This is a genomic window from Hymenobacter sp. B1770, from assembly GCF_049896385.1.
Classification (GTDB): Bacteria; Bacteroidota; Bacteroidia; order Cytophagales; family Hymenobacteraceae; genus Hymenobacter.
This window is the reverse complement of record NZ_JAFCUF010000001.1, coordinates 954,787-977,553: the sequence shown is the minus strand read 5'-3', so window position 1 is coordinate 977,553 and position 22,767 is coordinate 954,787. Positions and strand designations below refer to the sequence as shown.

Genomic DNA, 22,767 nt, shown 5'->3' with positions numbered 1-22,767 from the left:
TCAATGTTACGCTTGGTTGTCAACCCGCCGAAGCAGGTCTTACCATTTGTCTTTTCCATTCATTCAAAGAACGTGTGATGCTTCCAGTTGAAGCATCAGTGTGACCTATTTGGCCGGTGTTTTCTTTCGTTTTGTTTCCCTTCTTTCGATTTGGGAGTGCAAAGGTAAGAATATTTGTTGAATTGTCAAGCTTCCGATGAAAATTTTTTAGGATTTTTCTTTTTCGCTTTTCAATCTCTATTGCCTCCTATTGAAGCGGGGTGCAAAGGTACGGCGCCTTTTTCAGCTTCTGCAAGAACTCTAAGAAATAAATTTTCTAGGACTTTGCTTAGGCAGCACGAGCAGTAAGACAAGCAAACGTTTCGTGAAGTTCCGACGCTTTCAATTTTTCTAGGAGCTTTTGCTTTCGAGAAACCCGTTGTCCGTTTGACGTTTTGGGACTGCAAAAGTAGGAGGTTTTTTTGAAGAAGAAAAGCGTAGTCGAAAGGTTTTTGCTTGCTGAAGTTGTTCGGCTAGGATTTGGAGCAGGGCCGAGTTCTTAATCAGCGACTTATCAGCCGCATCTTTTTCGGAGTAATTTAGCGTATTGGCTCGGCGGGGAAGAATGCTACCAGATTTGGTCGGTACTGGCGAGGACGCTGGGCTTCGTATTGCTGGATGGAGCGACCAAGTTGAGCCAGAAATGGCAGGCCGATAGATTCGTATTCATAGGTACCATCGTTGATAATGCCGTTACGATTGACATACAGAACGGCACTGAGCATGAATTCTGATTGGTGAAGGGAGTCGGCGAAGTAGGCTACATCGGAGAGGTAGCCGTGGGACATGCCTACTATGTTATAGATGCGAAGCGCGGGTTGGCGGCGTAGTTTGGGGTTGCGGCCGTAATAGAGGTACTTCTTATAAGCATCGAAGTAACGCGCCGAGGTGTAAGGATGGAAGCCGGACTGGTGGGGGGTAGCGTGGAGGTAGCGACGGAGAAAGCGGTAACCGTCGGGGGTGAGGTTGGCTCGTTGGGAGGCAGGGACGCTGGTGGGGAAAAGAATGGTTTGCAAAAAGGTGGTGATGTCGGCAAGAGGGAAATGATTGGCGGTAGTGAAATCGTAGGGTTTGGAGAGGATGCGGCCACCGGCTTGATGGGCGCGGCCTTTGAAGACGGGCCCGAGGGGACTATTGTAGGGACGTGGATTGAACTTGGCCGGCTCCTTATATAAGGTATCGCCTTGGCGCGTGTGAAAGCTGATGGGGTTGGTGTGGCGATTGGCGGTGGTGTCGCAGGGGGCAAAGCGCCGGGTGATGCGCGTGTTGGGGTAGCCGAGTTGGGCAAGGCGGTCGTTGAGGGGGCGCTGGCCGAGGAATTCGTAAAGGCGGGTGTAGGCGATGTTGTCACTAACGAGGAGCATTCGCTTGATGTAGTTACCGACGGTGGCGGTTTGGTCGGAATCAGCGGGGGCTGCGAAGCGGACAGGCGTTTGGCAGTGGAAGGCAGCGCCGGTAGCCAGGATGGTGTTACGAGTGACTCTTGGCTTGTTGAGGGTATTAAGCTTTTCGAGGGATAGGGCCGCTATGGGGAGTTTTACCAGGCTAGCGGGGTTGAAATACTGGCCAGCGTTGAGGTGGAAGGTGTGGGGGATAAAGGTGGGGCGGTTTTGAGCGTCGCGGTTTATCTGGGTGTAAATGATTTGAAGTTCGTAGCTGGGGTTGATGGCGATGCGGGCGAGTTGAGGAGTGGTGCGGAGGAGACTGTCTAATAGCGAGGAGTCGCTGGGCACTAACACCTCCTCTTGGTTCCTGCTGGGCACGTCTTCTCTCCAATAAGAAAGGGCCCTATGAATAGGAGTTGATGCGGCTAAGACAGCTATAGTTGTAATTAATATACTTAGAGACACTGCTATTAGATAATAGCGTAGCGTCCTCAGTTTATAGCGCGTTTTCATAGGGCATAGAATAGAAAGGGCCGTGGTGTTGCCACCACGGCCCTGTGAGGCTGCACTTCTTGGATGATTAGTCAGCCAGAGGAATCAGGCGGCGGGCTAGCAGCAGATTAGAGTCTGTCTGGCGCCAGTTGTAGCCAGTGCCGAAAGGCAGGGCTTTGGGGCGGTGGGTAGAATCAGTGTAGGCGGTGGTGAGCTCGGGCTGGTAATGTTTGGCGAACAGGTTGATGGGACGCTTGTAAGCGCCGTAGTAGTTGAATTGCCAAGCTCCTTTTTGGAAGAACTTCATGGCGATGCCAGAATCATCTTGCAGGATATAGCGGCTGTGGCGCAGGACCAGGCGGCGGACTTCGCTGAAATAGAGTTTGTGCATTAGATACGTAGCCGACTTGACGTAGGTGGTGAGGGGGCCAAGGGAACGCACGAACTGGATGGGAGCCGGCTTGACTTGCAGGCCGTGGTTGCTGAGGTCCGTAGAGAAGTAGTAAACGGTTTTGGGCTGGCCGTCGGGGCCACGCAGCTTCATTTCAACGCCAGGAACGGATTTGGCTAACGCTGCCCCTCGGCTGGCGCTGGTGGCATTGCTGGTGTCGGTGGGAGCATCGAGGAGCTGGCCGGTGGCGTCGAGCTGTACGGGGCGAATGGCAGTGATTTGGTTGCCGGTGCGGGCGGCGAAGAGCATCATAAGCGGCAAGGCCCCGTCGAGCTCTACGGATTTTAGGTCAACAGCCATGTCGTTGGTGCGAAAAAAGCTGAAGTTCAAGACTGACCAAAGGGATGCTTTGACGGCTGGAAACAAGGCGGGATTTTCAAGAGAAGCGCGAACAGGCATGCTGCCAACGGGCTCGAGGCCCATGAGCACGTAGGTCTGGCTGGTGGGGAACATCGTGAAGACGTTCAGGAAATCGGGGCCGCTGAAGGGATAGAAGATGGTGGGGCTGTTTGAGTGCACTTCGTCGAGTTCGGCGCTGGCCCACTTGGTCATACTGGCAGTGTGGGTGGCGCGGTATTTATCCCAACTTTTATCCTGGTCTTGGGCAAAGGCTTGCCAAGCGGGCTGCTCAGCCAACTTGGTCAAGTTGCTTTTGTGGCTGGGGCGCAGGCCACCCAGATAAGCCGCGACATCTTGGGCGTAAGTAGTGTCTGGGTCTGGCGCAGTAAGGCGGTTGGGACGTACGGACGATGCGGTTGAAGAGGGCGATTTAGTGGAATCGATGGCATCTGCGGTGGAAGCCATGGTTTCGCTGGTGGCAACTGTATCCGTTTTGGTATTCGAATCGGAACAGGCGGTCAGCAGAAGCAGAGCGACTGGGAGCAGTCGGACTGCAGCGATGGGGACGTACATTATATAGAACGTAGTTAAAAGGGGGTAATCCAATGAGGATAAAGCCTGATAAAGAAGCTGCAAGTTACAGCTGTGCCTCAGCCTTGGGCAGCAGGCACTGAGCGGACAGTACGTTTCGTGAGGAAGTACACGAGCAAGCCGACGCCCAGGGTTGCCAAGCCATAGAGCGATTCAGTGGGCTTGTCGCGCAGGATAAAAGCCAGCGTCCAGCCGCTTAGGCCCAGGAAAATTAGCGGCGTGACGGGGTAACCCCAGGCACGATAGGGGCGCGGCAAGCCCGGCTTTCTTAGCCGGAGGACGAACAAACCCAGCACCGTGAGAAAGGTGAAAAGATTTAAGACGAAGCCCGCGTACACCAAAACCTCTTTGAAGCTGGGCTTGAGAATAAAAGCCATGGTAATAGCCGTTTGGAGCAAGAGTGCCCGCACGGGAATGCCGGCACTACTGCGGGGCGCCAGCCAACGCAGGGCGGAAATGTCCTCCCCCATCGTCTGCACAATGCGTGGGCCAGCAAAAATCATCGAGCTGATGGTGGAAACGAGGAGGGCCGCTATAACGCCGCCCATGAGCCGGCCGCCGAGGGGCCCGAAAAGTGAGGTAGCCGCAACAAACCCGACTTCAACCTGACCACTTAACCCAGCCAGTGGTGTGGAGCGGAGAAACACATAGTTGAGCCCTACATATAATAGGAGGACCACGGCCGTACCGGCCAATAGAATGCGAGAGAGGTTGCGCTTGGGGTTTTCAATTTCGCCGGTGACGTATACGGCGGCGTTCCAACCGGAGTAAGCATAGCTCACATAAACCAGTGAAACGGCAAATGCGGGACTGACTAGGGCTTCCCAGCCAGCCGCATCGGGCGCGAAGCTTAGGGGTTGTCCCTCCCCTATTACCATGCCGGCGCCGATGAAAACGACCAGCACCACGACTTTCAAGGCAGTGATAATGACCTGCAGGCGGCTGCCAACACGGGTGCTGCTACCATGAACTAAGGTGAGGGCGAGCACTACTGCGACGGAGAGCCACGTGGGCTGAAGGTTTGGCCAGAGGCTCTTGGCGTACTCGCCCAGCGCTAAAGCAGCCAAGGCTGTGGGTGCAGCAAAACCGACAGTTGCGGATACCCATCCGGAAAGAAAGCCAAGGGCTGGATGGTAAATCTGACTTAAGTAGTGGTACTCGCCACCTGAGCGGGGCATAGCGGCGGCCAGCTCACCATAACAAACGGCACCGCATAAGGCAATCAGGCCGCCAACCAACCATAGCATCAGCAGCGCAAAGCCGCTTTGGATGCCCATTACCTGAAACCCGAGGCTGGTGAACACGCCCGTGCCCACCATATTGGCGATGACAATGGACGCGCCGGTCAGGAAGGTAATTTTATAAGGTATGCGGGTAAGCTCAGGCATGGTGCAAAGATGCAAGCCTGTAGCCCGTTGAAAACGGAGTGGGTTCGGGTTGTGGACGCGACGCTTCGCGCCTTGTCGTTTGACGATTTACTTTCGGCGCGAACGACGAGACGCGAAGTGTCGCCTCTCTACAGCTAGAATGGTAGCTGCACTACGCTTGCACCTTGGGCTTTTTGTAGAGGGGCACGGTGCTGCATGGTTCGCCGTACATGATGCTGCTGGTGACTGGAAGCAATTTTTGCATGATGGCCACGTAGGCGTAAGTGGGTACGGGCACATTGCCGCAACCTTTTACTACCACTTTGGCGTCGCGGTACTCTTCGGTATCGATGGCCGCAATGGCTTCCTGAAAGAGGGACTGCTCCAGTGCTTCGAGATTGCCGAAGACGTAGCGGTGCGCATGATTCTGAAGCTTGGTGGCGAGCAGCATGTAGGCCCAGGTGGGCACAATGGCATCAGCAGAGCAGATAATGGCTACGTTCTTGCCGTCGTACTGGGTCCAGTCGTTGGTTTTGACGAACTCGCGGAAATCCTTCTCGCGCAGGATGAGGCCGTGGAAGAGGTTTTCTTTGATATCATACACCACCCGCTCGCCGGGATGAATGAATTCTTCCAGATTGAGGGTAACGAGGCCGCTATTGGCGACGCGGTTGACGAAGAGAGGTTCCATGAGAATATTCGTTATGAGTAGAGCGGCGTGCTGAGCGCAGCTGAGGCAACTCTACTGCTTTGTTATAGCTATAGATAACTTCTGAGGTAGAATTGTCCCGGCTGCGCTCAGCATGACGTTCCGTTTTTTGCGGACTACAAGTCCTTGCTACTTCTTGGGCGTCGTGGTATAAACTTCCTTTAGATAAAACGGCTCATAGTACGCTACGTCCTGAAATTCCTGACGGTGATAGGCCGCTACAGCCAATGCACCAACTGCCACAGCCGAAGGTTCGATGCCAGTTAGAAATCCAGCATTGGGATGTTCCCCCAGCAAGGTCTGAAACTTAGCAGCTCCATTACCAAAGAATAACACAGAATGGTGGCTCAATTGTTCGGCCAGCGTGTCGGCATCGAGTAGTAGCGGCGTGGGAGCTACTACTTTCTGCCCTTCATGGGTATAGAGCGCGGCGTAGACTTCCATGCGGCGAGCGTCCAGCATTGGGCAATACAAATGCGCCTCGGGCCGAGCAGTGACAGCGGCAACTTGTGCGGCGAGTGCCTGCAGTGTACTGATGGCTATCAATGGAATGTCAAGTGCGAAGCACAATCCCTTGACAGCAGCACCACCGATGCGCAGGCCGGTATAAGAACCGGGGCCGTCGCTTACAGCTACAGCAGCTAGGTCAGGCAGCGAATGGCCAGTGTTTGCGAGAAGTTGCTCGATTAAGATGGTGAGGTGGGTGGAGTGCGACTTATCGAGGCGCAGTTCGGTTTGGCCGACCAGGGAGCCATCCGCTACTCGGTGCAGAGCTACCGAGCAGACAGGGGATGAGGTTTCGAGGGAGAGGAGTAGCGTTGGCATTTACGATTACACAAAAAAGCAGACCCTCATGGGGGTCTGCTTTTTATTCATTTAACATCAAAACTACTACTTAGTCCCCGACGACTTCCTAGCACTAGCGGCTTGCCCCGTAGGTTTCAGCAGCGCGGCGTACCGGTTTGCATCATTAAGCACGGCCACGGCGGCAATGATATTGGGGTCGTCGTCGAAGCCAGCCTCGGTGCGACCCTTTTCGAAGTAGTAGCGGGAAACGATTTCCTGCTCCAGTAATTCCTTGATTTCAGGCTTGAAACGCTGGAGGTCGTTGGCCTTGTTTACGGTCACCTTCCTACGAATGGCTTCGAGCTCTAGCTTCACGTCGTCGTAGTGCTTGTCGTCTTTCACCTTTTTACCAAGCTCGGTGAGAGCTTTTTCGGCATCGGTGCTGTAGCTGATGTTTTTGCCCTGGAGGTAGTTTACAAACTTCTGGTACTCCGGGTCGGATAGCTTAAACTGGCGGGCCGGGGCAATGGTGGCGTGCTCGGCGCGGTAGCGCGTGGCATAGTCGAACAGGTAGCTTTTCTGAAGCAGAATGCGGGTGATGTCCGCAATCTCGCGGTCCTGCACTTCAATATCGGGGGCTACACCGCCGCCATCATACACGGTACGGCCAGCATTCGTTTTGAAAGCAGTACGTAGCGAATCGGGGAACTTGCCCAGCGTGCCATCATCGGCGCGGTGGGCGTAATCAATTTCTTGAATGCAGCGGCCGCTGGGAATGTAGTATTTGGCGGTGGTCACCTTCAGCTGCGAGTTGTAGCTCAGCGGGCGGGTGGCTTGTACAAGGCCCTTGCCGAAGGTGCGCTCGCCCACCAGCACGGCGCGGTCGTAGTCCTGGAGCACGCCCGACACGATTTCCGAGGCTGAGGCCGAGCGGTTCGACGTGATGATGGCCACCGGAATTTGGGTATCGAGCGGTTGGTCGAGGGCTTTGTAGGTTTTATTCCACTCCGTCACCTTGCCTTTGGTGCTTACCACGTCTAGACCTTTATCAATGAAAAGGTTGGAAATGTTCACAGCCTCATTCAGCAAACCGCCTGGGTTGTCGCGAATGTCGAACACGATTTTCTTGGCGCCCTGCTCCTTGAGCTTGTTCATAGCCATGCGCACTTCTTTGCCGGCATCCACCGTGAATCCACCCAACTGGAAGTAGCCAACATCGCCGGAAATCATGCCGGTGTAGGGCACATTATCCACCTGAATTCTATCGCGGGTTATGTCAATCTGCACGGGCTGGGTCTGGCCGTAGCGCGTTACCATGAGCTTAACTATCGAATTCGCCTGGCCTTTAAGGAGCTTGCTGATATCCGAATTGGTCTTTTTATCGACCACCACGCCGTTGATGTTCAGAATCTCATCGCCGGGGAGCAAACCGGCTTTTTGAGCCGGATAGCCTTCGTAGGCACTTTGCACGATGGTTTTGCCATTGCGCTTCACCACCGAGGCCCCAATGCCACCGTACTGGCCGGTGGTCATGGTGCGGAAGTCTTCGATGTCGTCCTCGGGAATGTAGTTGGTATAGGGGTCGAGCGAGCGCAGCATGCCGTCGATGCCCGTTTTCACGAGCTTAGCAGGTGTGATTTCGTCTACGTAGTAGGTGTTCACCTCCTTGAACAGGGTAACGAAAATGTCCAGGTTCTTGGCGATTTCGAAATACCGCTCGTTGTCAGAAGCCGCCCGGAAAGACACCAGGCCCAACGTACTCAAAGCCAGGGTAGCGAGTAGTTTTTTACGGATAGTCATAAAATACAGGTAGCAGGTAGGCAAATCTACGGGGCGGGTGGTGGAGCGGATGCTCCGGCCGTTGCGCTCAACAAACGTTGTATTCCGGAAATTAATTTTTTTTCCACCAACGTCAGCGGACTTTTTTCCTTGCCCGTGAAGATAATACCTAGAAGAGCGACCTGATGCCCGCCGGGTTGCTCCAGCAACCGATATTTATTGAGCCGATAGGCCTCGCGAATGAGTCGTTTGAGGCGGTTGCGGTCGACGGCCCGCTTGAAGGTGCGCTTGCTTACACTGATAAGCACCTGCGGGGGTGCCCCGGTGGGCGTGGCGCTCGGCACCCACACCATGCGAAGGGGGTAAACGCCAAAAGAGGAACTCTGCTTGCTAAAAAGCTCTTCGATGAGCTTCTTGCGACACAGGTGTTCCTCTTTTGGAAAGGTATAGCGCTTGGCTGGCGCAGTCCCGGGAACCTCACCTCCCGGCGCCCTCTCCCTTGGAGAGGGGGAGCCGGGTGATTGTGGTTCTTGCATTAGGGAGCTGTTGGCTAACAACTATTAGCTACTGGCTAACAGCTATGGAGACTAGCGCTTGTGCTTGCCTTCGTCGGATACGGTGAGGCGCTTGCGGCCTTTGGCGCGACGACGGGCCAGTACGTTGCGGCCGTTAGCGGTTTCCATGCGGAGACGGAAGCCGTGCTTGTTAACACGCTTGCGCTTCGAAGGCTGATAGGTACGTTTCATGGTATGTCTAGTTTCGAGTTGGGCCGGCAAAGGTACGGGCTTTCTCTGGAAAAGGCAAGGCCCTCAGCCACTTTTACCAGCAATGGGCCGGCTCGAAGTAGCTTTAAGGCCCTTTACACCGTTTTGGCTATGATTCACTACCGCGTTTCCTTCGACAATCCCCTAACGTTTTACCTCCAAATCGAGCTTTCGCTGGATGTGGCCGCTGCAGCTACAGCTCCACTGCAGCTGCAGCTACCCGCATGGCGCCCGGGCCGTTATGAGCTGCAAAACTTTGCGAAGAAAATTCAAAGAGTGGAGGTGTTTGATGCGGCTACCGGCCAGCCCCTCTCCTTCCGCAAGCTTACCAAGGACCGGTGGGAAGTGGCCAACGTTGCTGGCCTGACTGTGCGCGTGCGCTACAATTTCTACGCCCACCAGATGGACGCGGGCGGGTCTTGGCTCGATGAAACACAGCTGTATCTGAACCCGGTGCAGGCGCTGATGTACGTGGAAGGGCGGCAGCAGGAAGCCTGCGAACTGACCGTGGCCATACCCGAGGGTTGGCAAATAGCCTGCGGGCTGCCCCAAACGTTGCCCAACGTGTTGGCAGCACCGAATTTCGACCACTTGGCCGACTCGCCGCTCATCGCCAGCCCCACGCTGGTACACGAACAGTACGAAGCCGGTGGCCTGCCCTTTCACGTGTGGGTGCAGGGTGAGGCTAAACTGAACTGGCCGCAGATTCTAGCTGATTTCAAAGCCTTTTCGGAGGTCCAGCTGCAGCTATTTGGCGGATTTCCGGTTGCAGATTATCACTTCCTGAATCAGTTTTTGCCCTATAATCACTACCATGGGGTGGAACACAACAACTCCACGGTAATTACCCTGGGTCCGGCCGAGCTGATTATGAGCGAAGGCCTGTACAAAGAGCTGCTGGGTGTGAGCTGCCACGAGCTATTCCATACCTGGAACATCAAGAGCATCCGGCCTGCCGAGATGCAGCCCTACGACTACAGCCGCGAAAACTACTTCCGCACCTGCTTCATCGCGGAGGGCATTACCACTTATTACGGGGAATACCTGCTGGCGCGTAGCCACGTGCGCACACCAGAGCAGTATTTTGATGAGTTAAACACCGTGCTGCGCAAGCATTTCGACGATGCCGGCGGCGAGAATCTTTCCCTAGCCGATGCTTCTATGGACCTCTGGCTTGATGGCTACAAATCTGGGGTGCCCGACCGCAAGGTGTCGGTGTACCATAAAGGCGCTTTGGCGGCTCTGATTCTGGACCTTACCATCCGGCAGCTGTCTAGCCACGCCCGCAGTCTCGACGACGTGATGCGGCGGCTGTACGAGGAGTTTGGCAAAACCGGCATTGGTTACACTGAGGCCGATTATATCCGCCTTGTAAATGAAGTGGCGGGGCGCAACATGCAGGCTTATTTCGATAAATTCATTTACGGCACCGCCCCGCTCACCGACCCCTTAAACAAAGTGCTGCACACCGTGGGCTGCCAGCTGTTGGTAGCTGAGAACGGCTCGGCTTCAGAAGGCACATTTGGTTTCCGCACGGTGGTGAAGAACGAGCGCACCGAGGTAAGTGCCATCTGGCCGAACTCGCCGGCGGCGCTGGCCCTGACCGTGGACGATGAGATTGTGGCCGTAAACGGCCGGCGCGTCGACATGAACCTGCAGTCGCTGCTAAACGACGGGGCCGCGAGCTACGAAGTCAGTGTGTTTCGCCAGAGCCGGCTGCTGACCGTGACCCTGGCCGCAATGCCGGGAGTTAGCTTTGGCCAACGATACGCGGTGAACAAGCTAGAGGTGGCTGACACAGCCCAACAGGAAGGATTCAGCAAATGGATAGGGTGGAATTTCTAGTCCGGTGACTGCATAAAAAAGCCCCTTCAATTAGATTGAAGGGGCTTTTTATTTTATAACGACAGATTAGTTGGCTTTTCGACCCGGGCCTTTCTGACTTTTATCAACCGACATAGGCGAGTTGCCCTGCGGGTTACTGCGTGGCTTATTTACCTGCGAGTGGATAATGTCATTGACGTTACCACCCGGCTGGTTGCCCTTGATTTGGTTACCCGAAACAGTAATATGGTTCTGGTTGGCATTCTGGGTAATGGTGCTATCGCTACCCAAGACACCGGCCTCTACCGAAGCCGGAGGATTATTAGAAGCAGTAGGAGGATTCAGCGCATCGGGGCCCATGGGCGAGCCTGGGTCCTTCTTATGTTCAGACGAGTCGTTCTGTTTGTTCTTAGACATGGCAGTGAAGTCAGAGGGAAAGGCTGACAAGGTTTTTACCCTTGTTCCAAGCTTTTGGTTGCCTCTTTGGGGCATAGTCACAAGTTAAGAGCGTTCTGGCTTCTAACTTTTAACTCCCAAATCTTACCCATTAACTCTGCTTACTCCACGTTGGCCACAGCCGACATAGGTACCACGCGCACCAGTTCGGCAAACTGGGCTTCGCGAGCTTCAACCTCTTCATCAGTGAGGTTGAGCAGACGCTCCGTACCAAACTTCTCGACACAGAACGAAGCCATGGCCGAACCGTGGATGACGGCGCGCTTCATGTTTTCGAAGCTGATGTCGTCGGTAGCGGCGAGGTGACCGATGAACCCGCCCGCGAACGTGTCGCCGGCACCGGTTGGGGCAAACACTTCTTCTAAGGGCAGCGCTGGGGCGTAGAACACCTTGCTTTTGTGGAAGAGCAGGGCACCGTGCTCGCCCTTCTTGATGATGAGGAACTTGGGGCCCATGCCCATGATTTTCTTGGCAGCCTTCACCAGCGAGTACTCGCCGCTGAGCTGGCGGGCTTCCTCGTCGTTGATGCTGAGCACGTCTACCATTTCGATAGTGGCGATGAGGTCTTCTAGGGCAATGTCCATCCAGAAGTTCATGGTGTCCATCACAATCAGCTTGGGACGGTTTACCAACCGCTGAATGACTAGGCGCTGTACCTGCGGCGCCAGGTTGCCCAGCATGAGGTATTTGCAATCCTGGTAGCTATCGGGAATGATGGGGTCGAAATCGGCCAGCACATTGAGCTCGGTTACGAGGGTTTCGCGCGAATTGAGGTCCTGCGAGTACTTGCCCGACCAGAAAAACGACTTCTCGCCCTGCTTCACCTGCAGGCCTTCTACGTCTACTCCGTGCTCTTCGAGCAACATGATGTCGGACTGCGGGAAGTCTTCGCCAACCACGGCTACCAGTTTCACAGGCTTCAGCGAATAGGAAGCCGAGAGGCTGATGAAAGTAGCGGCACCGCCGATGATTTTGTCGGTTTTGCCGAAGGGCGTTTCGATGGCGTCGAACGCAACGCTGCCGATGACGAGAAGACTCATGTAGCTGGATTGTAGTGAGAGTGAACAGCCGTACTAAGACGGAAATAAAGCAAGCAACAAAAAAGTCCCCGGAAAATTTCCCGGGGACTTCTTAAATGGGTAAATAATGGGGCTCGAACCCACGACCTTCGGAATCACAATCCGACGCTCTAACCAGCTGAGCTATATCTACCGTGTTGGTTTTGGTGGTGCAAAGATAGAAAAGGAAGCCGAAATGGACAAAAAAAGTTCTGAGGCGCGTTGATTTGGTACCCATAGCTCAGCTTGACGCTCATTTTTCACTCATCTCCAAGCCGCGCGCTTCAAAATCCCGACCTTTGCAGGATGGAACCCAATACCACCCCATCGTTCAACGATTTTAAACTCAACAAACAACTTCTTAGCGCCGTGGCCGAAGCTGGCTTCACAGAACCTACGCCGGTACAGCAGCAGACCATTCCGCTCCTTCTGGCTGGGCACGACGTGCTGGGCATCGCCCAAACCGGCACCGGCAAAACAGCGGCCTTTGGTTTGCCCCTGCTCATGAAAGTGAAATATGCTCAGGGGACCAACCCCAGGGCCTTGGTGCTGGCGCCTACCCGCGAGCTAGCCATGCAAATTGAAACGCATTTGAAGGCGCTGGCGGTGAACACCGACCTGCGGATTTTTGCTATTTACGGCGGCTTGGGTCCCAAAACTCAGATTGAGACCATTGCCGAGGGCGTGGATGTACTCATTGCTACACCGGGCCGGTTGATGGAAATCTACCTGAAAGGTGCTTTGGTGCTTCGGGACTTGAAAACCTTCGTGATGGACGAGGCTGACAAGATGATGGACATGGGCTTTATGCCCCAGATTCGGCGCATTTTGGAAATCATTCCCCGCAAGCGGCAGAACGTGCTGTTCTCGGCTACCATGCCGGAAAGAGTGACGCTGCTGAGCGAGGAGTTTCTGGAGTTTCCGGTGCGCGTGGAGGTCAGCCCCCCGGCCAAAACTGCTTCAACGGTGACCCAGACGCTGTACCAAGCGCCCAACCTGCTCACCAAAATCAACCTGCTGAATTTTCTGCTGTACCGCGACGCGGATACCATGACGCGAGTGCTGCTGTTTACGCGAACCAAGGAGCACGCCGACCAGGTGGCTCACTTTCTGGAGCGCAAGGCGCCCGCTGGCGAGGTGCGCGTGATTCACGGCAACAAGGGCCAGAACGCCCGAATCAACAGCATGGACGCTTTCCGGGCTGGCGAGGTGCGCTACATGGTGGCCACCGACGTAGCCGCGCGGGGCATTGATGTGCCGCAGGTGACGCACGTTATCAATTTCGACGTGCCGATTGTGCACGATGACTACGTGCACCGCATTGGGCGCACGGGTCGGGCTCAGCACATCGGGGCCGCCATCACCTTCGCCAACGAGGCGGAAATGGTGCACATCGGCGAAATCGAGCAGCTTATCAATCAGAAAATCGAAGTGCTGCCGCTGCCCGAAGAGGTAGTGATAGAAGAAACGCCTTTTGAGGAACAGCAGAAAATGGGCCGCGAGCTCGACGAGCGGCGCAAAAAGCTGGACCCCACGTTTCAGGGCGCATTCCATGAAAAGAAAGAGTGGATTAAGCCCGGCGTAACCATCGACAAGCGCACTGGGAAGCCATTTAAAGAAGGCCAGAAGAAGAGCACCAAGGGCTCGAAGGCCAACGTAGGCAAGAAAGGCGGCTCGAACCCCGGCGTGAAAGCCATTAAGGCGCGGAAGCGGCGCTAATGCTGTAGTGGCCGGTTGCTTGTTGTCCGTTTATGTGACTCCTGACAGCGAGCAACCGACTATTATCGGCCGAACATGTGCCCGAAATGGATGCTGGCGAAAGTGAGTGCTCCGCCCCAAAAAAGGGCGCTCCAGAGCATGTGCAGCACAATGCGCTGGCGCGGCACGCCCAATAGCGTAGCGATGACCGTGCCGCCAATGGGTGAAAGCAATATGGGTGTGAGAAAGGCGATGCCTCCCATCCCAAATTTGCGAAACACCTTGATGATGTTGCGGGAGCGTTTTGTGAAGATGGGCTCGCGGCGCAGGCGCCGCTGCTTCTGACGGTGCTGCATCCAGACGCGGCCGATGCCCGAGAAGACAAATACGCTGGTCATCATGCCACCCACGGTGAGTGCCAGGGTCGCCCAAAAGTTCAGGCCCATAGAAGCTCCGGCCAGCGGGCCACCCAAAAACTTGACCGTGCTCAGCAAGAACACAGAAGCGAATTTAAAGGCGGGATGAACCAAAACGAGGTGGAAAAGCAGACTGTGAAACGGGGGGGTGTGATGCGGGGTGGGCGCCCTACAAAGATACCCGCTTTCTGTGGTCTGGGTTCCTTAACATAAGCTGAGCCATAGCTTATGGCGCCTATAGCTTGCTGCCGTAAGAAAGGTCGCCGGCGTCGCCCAGGCCGGGAATGATGTAGGCTTGGTCATTCAAACGCTCGTCGATGGCCGCTACCCAGAGGTTAGCTTCGGGGATTTCGCGGGCCACGTAGGCCAGGCCCTCGGGTGAGGCAATGACAGCGGCGATGTGTACCTGCCGCGGCGTGCCGAAGCGCAGCATGGCCCGGTAGGTTTGCACGAGGCTTTTGCCGGAGGCCAGCATGGGGTCGGCTAGAATTAGCACTCGCTCATCGAGGCTGGGCGCGGACAGGTAATCGACCTGTACCTGCACTTGGGCCGTGCCCTCGATGCGGTAAGCCGCGACGAAGGCGCTGGGCGATTGGTCGAAGTAGTTGAGGAAACCTTGGTGGAAAGGCAAGCCCGCGCGGAGCACGGTGGCGAGGATGGGAAAGTCGTGAAGCAGTTTGCCAGTGGTTTCGGCCAGGGGCGTCTGGATGACCTTGTCGGTGTAGCTGAGGTGGGCGCTGATGCGGTAGGCAATGATTTCTCCTAGGCGTTGTAGGTTGCGGCGAAAACGGAGGCTGTCCTTCTGCACCTCTTTGTCGCGCAGCTCGGCCAGGAAGTGGTTGGCAATGCTGGGTTCGGCACACACCACGTGCACATTGGCCAGCGTGTCGGCGGCATCGGTGGTAACGGCGGGCACAGAAGCAGCGGCCGAAGCAGTAGGAAGTGAAGTTTTGGCCATGCTGGAAAGAAGTTGGAAAGTGAAGGCGGGAAAGAGGGCCAGCCGGAGCCCCGAAGTTGGCAAAAAAACCGGGGGCGGGCAAGAAATGCCGGGGGAATTCGTCTGTACCACCCCCTGCCCTGGCCACGCCAAATGGGCCCATTGAGGGCCCCGGCGGAGGCCGAGCTTATCCTTGCCAACGGCCCGCTGCGTAGGTTTGTTAAGAAATAACCGCCCTTATGTTTTATTGGGTCGCGCCGTTTCGTTTTTTAGGAAGACTATCTGTATTTATGCATAAAGCTCTGCTTCTGATTTCTGCACTGGGGCTGCTGGCTGGCCCTTTGGCCGCCCAAACGGCGCCCACGCCCCCCGCAGAACCGGCTACGCCTACGACACCAACCCAAGAGGAAAAATCGCCCTGGCTGATTTTTGACCAGCCTTTGGATAGCCTTCCCTCTACGCGCAGCAAAGCGACGCGCGAACGCCCCCTTCGCGAAAAGGCGCTACGCACTAGCGCAACGCAGCAGCGTAGCGCGTCGGGCAATAGAGTAGAAGCTACCCAGGGGGCTAACTACGTACCCCTCGACCAAGACACTTACCGCCTGATTGACCGTTACGCCATCAAGTTCGGCGCTGATTCGCTGCATGACCCGCACACCAGCGTGCGGCCCTACAGCCGCATTGGCGTGGCCCACCTGGCCGAGCGCATGCTATCGCCGGACAGCACGCAGGCCTACGGCAACGGCAGCCTTTCCCGCGCCGACCGCTTTAACGCGCAGTATTTATTGAAAGACAACTGGGCCAACTCTGAGTTTGGCGCAGAAGCCAACGAGAGCGAGCGGCCCATCCTGAGTTACTTCTACCGCAACCAGACTGACCTGTACCACGTCGTAACGCCGGATTTCACCCTGCGCGTTAACCCAGTGCTGCTGCTGCAAGCCGGCCGCGACAACAAAATTGACGGCTTGCGCTACGTGAACACCCGCGGTGTGCACTTGGAAGGCACCATCGACCAGCGGTTGGGCTTCTACACGTTTCTGGCCGAAAACCAGATGGCGGTGCCGCAGTACGTGCAAGACCGAATTCAGCGCGACCAAGTGGTGCCCCACGAAGGCTATTGGAAGTATTTCAAGACAGTGGGGGGCAGTCAGTACGACTTCTTCACGGCGCGGGGCGGCATTACATACGCGGCCACCAAGCACATCAACCTACAACTGGCCCACGACCGCAACTTCATCGGCAACGGCTACCGTTCGCTTATTCTCTCGGACTACAGCGCGCCGTATTTCTTTCTAAAGATTAACACCCGCATCTGGAAGTTCAACTACCAGAACCTCTTCTCAGAACTCACCGCTGAGCGCAAAAACGAAGACCAGGTGTACCCTAAGAAGTACATGGCGATGCACCACCTGAGCTTCGATGTGACGCCTAACCTCAACATCGGCGTGTTTGAAGGCACCATTTTGGGCGGAAGCGCCGGGCGTGGCGGCTTTGAGCTACAGTACCTGAATCCACTTATTTTCTACCGGGCCATCGAACAGAATGTGGGCTCGCCCGACAACGCCATTCTGGGCCTGGACTTTAAGTGGAACATTCTTCACACCGCGCAACTCTACGGCCAAGTGGTGCTCGACGAATTTAAGTTGAGTGAGATACGGGCCAGCAACGGCTGGTGGGCCAACAAACAGGCGGCTCAGGTAGGTGCCAAGTACATTGACGTGGCCGGTCTGCGCAACGTTGACCTGCAGGTGGAGTTCAACTACATCCGTCCCTTCATGTACCAGCACGCCGACATTTACACCAATTACCAGCACTACCAGCAGCCCCTGGCCCACCCCATGGGCGCCAACGTGGCCGAAATCCTGGGCGTACTCAGCTACCAGCCCCTTCCCCGTCTGATGCTGGTGGGCAAAGCTTTTTACTCGCAGCAGGGCCTGGACTTAAATGATGCCGATGCCGACCTGCAGAACTACGGCGGCAACGTGCTCAAATCCTACAACACCCGCGTGAGTGAGTTTGGCAACGAAACGGCACAGGGCAACAAAAGCCGCCTGCTACACGCCGACTTCACGGCCACTTACCAGCCGCGCCTCAATCTGTTTCTGGATGCTAAACTGATTGGTCGCAAGCAGACCTTTACTCACACGCCTGCCCGCAATGGCAACGAGGTATATGCTTCGCTGGCATTGCGCTGGAACATCGCGCAGCGGCTCCACGAGTTTTAAACTATGGCTGCGACCACTCTCCTCTACCGCCCCGTTAATCAGCAGGAACTGGACCTGATTGCCGCACTGGCCTGGGAAGCTTTTCCGCCGCGCCTGCCAGAGCAACCCATCTTTTATCCGGTGCTGAACGAGGAATATGCTACCCAAATCAGCCGCGACTGGAATGTGCCTTATTACGGTGTGGGATATGTGGTGCGCTTTGCTGTGGGTGCGGAGTACCTGAAGCAGTTTCCGGTTCAGAACGTGGGCGACCAGCAGCACGATGAGCTATGGGTGCCCGCGGAGGAACTAGCCGTTTTCAATCAGCACATTGAGGGGCTGATTGAAGTAATAGCCGAGTTTCGGCGTTCTTAAAGTCGCTCGAAGCGCTTCCGTAAATGAAAACCTACCTCCGCATTCTCCAGTACGCGCGGCCCATCGCTGATTTTCTGCCGTTGTACCTGGTATACACGCTGCTGACCATTTTTTTTAGCATCGGCAACTTCACGCTCATCATTCCGCTGCTGGACGTGCTCTTCGACACGACCAAGGCTACCGTGGCCGACGCGCCCACGGCATTGCCCGCGTTTTCGCTCAGCATCGCCTACGTTACCGGCGCGTTCAAATACTATTTTGGCCAGATTATCGCCGAACACGGCCGCATTGGGGCGCTCACATTTGTGTGCCTTGTGGTGGTGGCATCGGTGTTTTTCAGCAACCTGTTCCGCTACCTCAGCTTGCGGCTGATAGCCCGGGTGCGGGCCCGCGTTATCCGGGGGCTACGCCTCGACTTGTACCAGCGCATTTTGCAACTGCCCCTCAGCTTCTTCAGCGGCGAGCGCAAGGGCGACCTCATGTCGCGCTTCACTAACGACGTGCAGGAAGTAGAAACCTCGGTGGTCAATACCCTGACCGGCGTTATTCGCGACCCGCTGACTATCGTTTTCTACTTCGTGGTGTTGTTCACGATGTCGACTCAGCTCACGCTGTTTTCGCTGATTTTACTGCCGATTTCGGGGGGCATCATTGCCACTGTGTCTAAGCGGCTGCGGCGGCAGGCCAAGCAAAGCCAGAAGACGCTGGGCACGATGCTGTCGGTGATTGACGAAACGCTGGGCGGAGTGCGCGTCATCAAGGCGTTTAATGCCCAGAAGTACATTCTTGGCAAGTTCATGGACCAGAACGACCAGTACGCCCGCACGTCGCGCAGCATCGACAACACGCGGGACTTGGCTTCGCCCTTCTCCGAGTTTGCGGGGGTGACGGTGGTGGCGGGTTTGCTCTACTTTGGCGGGGTGATGGTGCTGGGCGGACAATCGGACCTGACGGCGGCCAAGTTTATCGGCTACATCATCCTGTTTTCGCAAGTTCTTACGCCTGCCAAGGCCCTGTCATCCTCGTTTGGCAACATCCAGCGCGGTTTGGTGGCGGGCGAGCGAGTACTGAGCATTATCGATACCGAACCGGCCATTCGCGACCGGCCTAATGCGGCCGTGCTGCCACCTTTCGAACACGAGATTGAGTTTCAGAACCTGCAGTTCAGCTACGGCGAAACCCCGGTGCTGTTCGATGTAAACCTGAAAATCCGCAAGGGCAGCACCGTAGCGCTGGTGGGCTCAAGCGGCGGCGGCAAAAGCACGCTGGCTGACCTGCTGCCGCGCTTTTATGACCCCAGCGCCGGCCAAATCCTGATTGACGGTCACGACCTGCGGGCCTGTACCCTGCACTCGGTGCGCGACCAAATGGGCATTGTGACGCAGGAAAGCATCCTGTTCAACGACTCCATCTTCAACAATATCCGTTTCAATACCGAGGCCACAGAAGCCGAAGTAATTGAAGCCGCCAAGATTGCCAACGCCCATGAATTCATTGTGGCCAGCCCCGAGGGCTACCAGACGGTGATTGGCGACCGGGGCTCGCGCCTCTCGGGCGGGCAGCGGCAGCGGCTCAGCATTGCCCGCGCCATTCTGCGTAATCCGCCCATTCTGATTTTAGACGAAGCGACCTCGGCGCTCGACACCGAAAGCGAAAAACTTGTGCAGGAAGCCTTGCAGCGACTGATGCAAAACCGCACCTCGCTCGTGATTGCCCACCGTTTGAGCACCGTGCAGCACGCCGATGAAATTGTGGTGCTGCAGCATGGCCGCATTGTGGAGCGTGGCACTCACGATGAGTTGGTGCAACGCCAGGGCGGCGTATACCAACGCCTCAGCTCCATGCAAACCAACGCCGCGCTGGTGTAGTTTTTATCATCTAACCATCCGGCGGTAGGACCGGTGTCGATTACTTATCTGTTACGTTGCATTTATGCTTGGTAAAAATCCCTTCCGCTGGCTTTTGTTCATTGTCCTATTCATTGTCATAGCGAAGCTGTTCTATAACCTGGGCTACCGGGCCGTTACCCAGAAGTTTGGGCCGAAGGTGGAAACGCCCCGGTCTACTACCCGGGCCAACCGCGAAGCGGAAGGGTTGCGGGGCGTGACCATCGACCCGGCCGACTCGGCGGAAGCTGCTCAGATGACCGCGCCAGCCAAATAGCTCGTTTAATAAGCGCTAATTTGCGGCTGTCTCCGTTGGGCTGCATTTCGCGCCCTTACTTGTTCTCACCCTAGCTCATTTCGCCATGCTTGCCCTCAAACGCATTGTTACCGTCGCAGTAATGATTTACCTGCTGCTGGCGCTGTTGTTCGTTCTTGTTCCCGCGGTGCGCACCTCCGTGATGGGCATGGGCACCGGCCTGTCGGTGCTGGAGCAGGAGCGGCAATTCTATTACACCATGTTTGTGGTGGGCGCCGTGCTCCTTGCGCTGCATCTAATCACTGAGAACCTGGACAGCGTCCTGCTACGTCGTTCCGTGAGCCAGCACGAAATGCGGATTAATGAGCTTAAAGCCAAGCTCTATGACCTGCAGCAGCGTGCTTCGGCGCCGGTGGGCGTGCCCACGGCTCGCACCATCGATGGACGCGTTACCGATGCGCCTGTGGTAGAAAGCCGCCCGGCCAGCCCGGTTACCATTACCGAGCTTCATTCTCCTAACGCCGCGCCCCAGACTACCTCCCCGCAGAACGACCCCAGCCTGCCCAACACGCCGCCAGTCGACCGCCAACCGCTGTAAATTTGCCTGCCTGGGGTGCTGGTGCATGCCAACAGTCAGGTTGAAGCCTGCTAACCAACCTTCAGCCGGCTCCTGACGACTCAACCCCGAATATTCTTTTAAGTGTCCGATACACCCCTGCTCCCTGACCTCATACGCGCTGAATTGACTGAAGCACGCGACGTGCTCGACCGGTTCTTATCAGCGCCGGCCAATTTGGCTCGTATTGCGGAGGCCGCCGAGTTGATGTCCCGCAGCCTGCGCAACGGCGGAAAAATCCTGTCCTGTGGCAACGGCGGCAGCCTCTGCGACGCCCAGCACTTCGCCGAAGAACTCAGCGGCCGCTACCGCGCCGACCGCCGCGCCCTAGCCGCCATCGCCATCACCGAAGCCTCGCATATGACCTGCGTAGCCAACGATTACGGGTTCGAGTTTGTGTTCAGCCGCTTTGTTGAGGCCCTGGGGCGTTCGGGCGATGTCCTCTTAGCCATCAGCACCAGCGGCAACTCACCCAACGTGTTGCGCGCCGCCGAAGCAGCCAAAGCCGCCGGTATGCTGGTGGTATCGCTGACCGGCAAAGACGGCGGCAAACTGGCCAGCATCAGCGATGTGGACATACGGGCGCCGCATTCGGGCTTTGCCGATAGAATTCAGGAAATCCACATCAAGGTGATTCACATCCTGATTATGTTGATTGAGAAGCTGGTGCTGTAAATCCAGCCCAAGGCCAGCGCAGTTGAGGGTTAATTGGCCGGCCATTCGCGCTGCGTGGCTTAAATTGCTGGGCTTATCTCTACCACTTATTCAACTAGGCTCCCATTTAAAGTCGGAGTTACCACCATGCTCACCAAAACCTTCGGCTCGGCCGTGCAGGGCGTCAACGCCTACACCATCATTATTGAAGTGGTGGTTTCGGCCGGTACTGGGTTTAACGTAGTGGGGCTGCCGGACAATGCCATCAAGGAAAGCCAGCAGCGCATTGAAGCGGCCATGAAATTCCGAGGCTACCGGATGCCCCGCACCAAAGTAGTCGTGAACATGGCCCCTGCCGATATCCGCAAGGAGGGCGCAGCCTATGATTTGCCCATTGCGCTGGGCATTTTGCACGCTTCCCAGCAGCTCAATACCGAGCGCCTGAACGAGTACGTCATCATGGGCGAGATGTCGCTTGATGGTGAGTTACGGCCAATAAAGGGGGTGCTGCCCATTGCCATTCAGGCCCGCAAGGAGGGCTTCAAAGGCATTATTCTGCCCATGGAAAATGCCGAGGAGGCAGCCATTGTCAATAACCTTGACGTGATAGCCGTGGCGAGCATGCAGGAGGCCATCGACTTTTTTGAGGGCCGGCTGGAAATTGTGCCGACGAAAGTTGATACCCGCGACTTATTCCTCCATGCCGTCAACAAATACACCGCGGACTTTGCCGATGTGCAAGGCCAGGAAAACATCAAGCGGGCGCTGGAAATTGCCGCGGCCGGTGGTCATAACGTCATCATGATTGGACCACCCGGCGCGGGCAAAACCATGCTGGCCAAGCGCCTACCTAGCATTTTGCCACCGCTTAGCATGCAGGAAGCGCTTGAAACCACCAAGATTCACTCCGTGGCAGGCAAGCTGGCGGGCGGCGGGCTGTTGAGCACACGGCCGTTTCGGGCACCGCATCATACCATTTCGGACGTGGCGCTGGTAGGCGGAGGCAGCAATCCACAGCCGGGGGAAATCTCGCTTTCGCACAACGGTGTACTGTTTTTGGATGAGTTGCCGGAGTTTAAACGCACGGTGCTCGAAGTGATGCGCCAGCCGCTCGAAGAGCGCCGGGTAACAATTTCGCGGGCCAAAGTCAGCATCGAATTTCCAGCCAACTTCATGCTGATTGCGAGCATGAACCCTTGTCCCTGTGGCTATTATAATCACCCAGAAAAGGAATGCGTGTGTGGCCCCGGGGTCGTGCAGAAGTATTTGAACAAGGTTTCGGGCCCGTTGCTCGACCGCATCGACCTGCACGTGGAAGTCACGCCCGTGACGTTTGACCAGATGACAGAGACGCGCAAGGCCGAAACCAGCGCCGAAATTCAGCCACGCGTCGATAAGGCGCGGCAGGTGCAGGAGACGCGCTTTAAAGAATACCCCGACGTGCATTCCAACGCCATGATGCCGCCCCAGATGGTAAAAGACATCTGCGAGATTAACCCCGCGGGCCGCATGCTGCTGAAAACCGCCATGGAGCGCCTGGGCCTTTCGGCCCGCGCCTACGACCGGATTCTGAAAGTGGCCCGCACCATCGCCGACCTGGCGGGCACCGAGGAAATTCAAATTCAACACCTGGCCGAAGCCATTCAATACCGCAGCCTCGACCGCGAGGGCTGGGCCGGCTAACT

Annotated in this window: 21 protein-coding genes and 1 tRNA gene; 9 read left to right on the top strand and 13 right to left on the bottom strand. The window is 56.2% G+C overall.

From position 1 onward, the window contains the following. Positions 1-578: 578 nt before the first annotated feature. The 8 genes from ACP7AJ_RS04000 to rpmH all read right to left on the bottom strand — a co-directional run bounded on the left by ACP7AJ_RS04000 (position 579) and on the right by rpmH (position 8,684). Positions 579-1,802 carry a serine hydrolase gene (locus tag ACP7AJ_RS04000; protein WP_426058886.1) on the bottom strand — a complete coding sequence of 408 codons (1,224 nt, stop codon included), beginning with the start codon at positions 1,800-1,802 and terminating at the stop codon, positions 579-581. A gap of 202 nt (positions 1,803-2,004) precedes the next feature. Beyond that, the gene (locus ACP7AJ_RS03995) at positions 2,005-3,171 is read right to left on the bottom strand and encodes a hypothetical protein (RefSeq protein WP_426058885.1); all 1,167 of its coding nucleotides are present in this window, start codon (positions 3,169-3,171) and stop codon (positions 2,005-2,007) included. 185 nt (positions 3,172-3,356) lie between these two features. Continuing rightward, positions 3,357-4,685 carry an APC family permease gene (locus ACP7AJ_RS03990; protein ID WP_426058884.1) on the bottom strand — a complete coding sequence of 443 codons (1,329 nt, stop codon included), beginning with the start codon at positions 4,683-4,685 and terminating at the stop codon, positions 3,357-3,359. 151 nt (positions 4,686-4,836) lie between these two features. Then, a complete protein-coding gene (locus ACP7AJ_RS03985) occupies positions 4,837-5,355 on the bottom strand; it encodes a DUF2480 family protein (RefSeq protein WP_426058883.1) in 519 nt (172 codons plus the stop codon). A gap of 147 nt (positions 5,356-5,502) precedes the next feature. Further along, the gene (gene tsaB / locus ACP7AJ_RS03980) at positions 5,503-6,198 is read right to left on the bottom strand and encodes a tRNA (adenosine(37)-N6)-threonylcarbamoyltransferase complex dimerization subunit type 1 TsaB (protein ID WP_426058882.1); all 696 of its coding nucleotides are present in this window, start codon (positions 6,196-6,198) and stop codon (positions 5,503-5,505) included. Positions 6,199-6,264: 66 nt separating this feature from the next. After that, positions 6,265-7,959, bottom strand: a complete 1,695-nt coding sequence (locus tag ACP7AJ_RS03975) for a S41 family peptidase (RefSeq protein WP_426058881.1) — start codon at positions 7,957-7,959, stop codon at positions 6,265-6,267. 26 nt (positions 7,960-7,985) lie between these two features. Then, positions 7,986-8,474, bottom strand: a complete 489-nt coding sequence (locus ACP7AJ_RS03970; RefSeq protein ID WP_426058880.1) for a ribonuclease P protein component — start codon at positions 8,472-8,474, stop codon at positions 7,986-7,988. 51 nt (positions 8,475-8,525) lie between these two features. Then, entirely contained in the window at positions 8,526-8,684 is a 159-nt protein-coding gene (gene rpmH, locus ACP7AJ_RS03965; RefSeq protein WP_046246180.1) for a 50S ribosomal protein L34, read from the bottom strand. Positions 8,685-8,813: 129 nt separating this feature from the next. Here rpmH and ACP7AJ_RS03960 point away from each other — a divergent pair, with 129 nt between their 5' ends. After that, entirely contained in the window at positions 8,814-10,547 is a 1,734-nt protein-coding gene (locus ACP7AJ_RS03960; RefSeq protein ID WP_426058879.1) for a M61 family metallopeptidase, read from the top strand. Positions 10,548-10,613: 66 nt separating this feature from the next. Here ACP7AJ_RS03960 and ACP7AJ_RS03955 read toward each other — a convergent pair whose 3' ends face one another. From ACP7AJ_RS03955 to ACP7AJ_RS03945, 3 genes are all read right to left on the bottom strand, one after another. Beyond that, complete coding sequence (locus ACP7AJ_RS03955) at positions 10,614-10,943, bottom strand: hypothetical protein (RefSeq protein WP_426058878.1); 330 nt, start codon at positions 10,941-10,943, stop codon at positions 10,614-10,616. A gap of 140 nt (positions 10,944-11,083) precedes the next feature. Then, positions 11,084-12,022, bottom strand: a complete 939-nt coding sequence (locus ACP7AJ_RS03950; protein WP_426058877.1) for a PfkB family carbohydrate kinase — start codon at positions 12,020-12,022, stop codon at positions 11,084-11,086. A gap of 98 nt (positions 12,023-12,120) precedes the next feature. After that, positions 12,121-12,194, bottom strand: a tRNA-His gene (locus tag ACP7AJ_RS03945). A gap of 152 nt (positions 12,195-12,346) precedes the next feature. Here ACP7AJ_RS03945 and ACP7AJ_RS03940 point away from each other — a divergent pair. Then, positions 12,347-13,759 (top strand): DEAD/DEAH box helicase, encoded by a 1,413-nt coding sequence (locus ACP7AJ_RS03940; RefSeq protein ID WP_426058876.1) that lies wholly within the window; start codon positions 12,347-12,349, stop codon positions 13,757-13,759. A 62-nt stretch (positions 13,760-13,821) separates the two neighbouring features. On the opposite strand, the gene ACP7AJ_RS03935 is transcribed toward ACP7AJ_RS03940, so the two are convergent. Together ACP7AJ_RS03935 and upp are read right to left on the bottom strand one after the other, a co-directional pair. Next, entirely contained in the window at positions 13,822-14,238 is a 417-nt protein-coding gene (locus ACP7AJ_RS03935) for a hypothetical protein (RefSeq protein ID WP_426058875.1), read from the bottom strand. A gap of 151 nt (positions 14,239-14,389) precedes the next feature. After that, the gene (gene upp / locus ACP7AJ_RS03930; RefSeq protein WP_426058874.1) at positions 14,390-15,112 is read right to left on the bottom strand and encodes a uracil phosphoribosyltransferase; all 723 of its coding nucleotides are present in this window, start codon (positions 15,110-15,112) and stop codon (positions 14,390-14,392) included. 269 nt (positions 15,113-15,381) lie between these two features. Between upp and ACP7AJ_RS03925 the strand changes: the two genes are divergently transcribed. The 7 genes from ACP7AJ_RS03925 to ACP7AJ_RS03895 all read left to right on the top strand — a co-directional run bounded on the left by ACP7AJ_RS03925 (position 15,382) and on the right by ACP7AJ_RS03895 (position 22,765). Then, positions 15,382-17,316, top strand: coding sequence for a capsule assembly Wzi family protein (locus ACP7AJ_RS03925; protein ID WP_426058873.1), 1,935 nt, complete (start codon positions 15,382-15,384; stop codon positions 17,314-17,316). Positions 17,317-17,319: 3 nt separating this feature from the next. After that, positions 17,320-17,670, top strand: a complete 351-nt coding sequence (locus tag ACP7AJ_RS03920) for a hypothetical protein (protein WP_426058872.1) — start codon at positions 17,320-17,322, stop codon at positions 17,668-17,670. Positions 17,671-17,693: 23 nt separating this feature from the next. Continuing rightward, positions 17,694-19,538, top strand: a complete 1,845-nt coding sequence (locus tag ACP7AJ_RS03915) for an ABC transporter ATP-binding protein (RefSeq protein ID WP_426058871.1) — start codon at positions 17,694-17,696, stop codon at positions 19,536-19,538. Between the two features lie 94 nt (positions 19,539-19,632). After that, positions 19,633-19,833 (top strand): hypothetical protein, encoded by a 201-nt coding sequence (locus ACP7AJ_RS03910; RefSeq protein ID WP_426058870.1) that lies wholly within the window; start codon positions 19,633-19,635, stop codon positions 19,831-19,833. An 85-nt stretch (positions 19,834-19,918) separates the two neighbouring features. Then, positions 19,919-20,410: a hypothetical protein gene (locus tag ACP7AJ_RS03905; RefSeq protein WP_426058869.1), complete on the top strand. Its 492-nt coding sequence runs from the start codon at positions 19,919-19,921 to the stop codon at positions 20,408-20,410. 102 nt (positions 20,411-20,512) lie between these two features. Next, positions 20,513-21,103: a D-sedoheptulose 7-phosphate isomerase gene (gene lpcA / locus ACP7AJ_RS03900; RefSeq protein ID WP_426058868.1), complete on the top strand. Its 591-nt coding sequence runs from the start codon at positions 20,513-20,515 to the stop codon at positions 21,101-21,103. 126 nt (positions 21,104-21,229) lie between these two features. Further along, a complete protein-coding gene (locus ACP7AJ_RS03895) occupies positions 21,230-22,765 on the top strand; it encodes a YifB family Mg chelatase-like AAA ATPase (protein WP_426058867.1) in 1,536 nt (511 codons plus the stop codon). Positions 22,766-22,767: the final 2 nt, after the last annotated feature.